This window comes from Pseudomonas sp. 8(2025), assembly GCF_052665325.1.
Genome location: NZ_JBQOIE010000048.1, coordinates 1 through 542 on the forward strand (window position 1 = coordinate 1; position 542 = coordinate 542).

1 protein-coding gene is annotated in these 542 nt (G+C 62.7%); it reads left to right on the plus strand.

Going from position 1 to position 542, the window contains the following annotated elements; all coding sequences use genetic code 11:
• Positions 1–542 (plus strand): immunoglobulin-like domain-containing protein (locus tag ACUXVH_RS31660; RefSeq protein ID WP_445496864.1); only part of this gene is annotated, 542 nt, incomplete at both ends.

Below are 542 nucleotides of genomic sequence, written 5' to 3' on the forward strand. Positions count from 1 at the left end.
ACCGTCGACACCACCAGCGTCAGCCTGACTGCCACTGGCACCGTCGCTGAGGGCGGCCAGATCACCTACACCGCCACACTGACCAACGCCGCCGGTACTCCGGTGACCGTGACCCTGAGCAACGGTGCGGTAATCACCATCGCCGCGGGCGCCACTACCGGCACCACCACCGTCGCGGCTCCAGCCGATGACGTCTACAAGGACGCCGGCAAGGTCGAAGCCACTATTACCAAAGCCGAGGGTGGCAACTTCGAGAAGCTGGTGCCGAACACCACGCCAGCCGTGACTGACGTTACCGATACCATCGACAACTCCACCGTATCGCTGAAGGCCACGCCTTCGGCGGCCGAAGGTGGCAACGTCACCTACACCGCTACCGTCACTGCTCCAGTGACCGGCTCACCTGTAGTCGTGACCCTGGCCAATGGCGAGAAGATCACCATCCCGGTCGGTGAAACCACTGGTTCGGTAAGCATCAGTGCGCCTAACGATGTGCTGGTCGGCCATACCCCGCTGACCAACTCCATCACCAATGTCAGCGG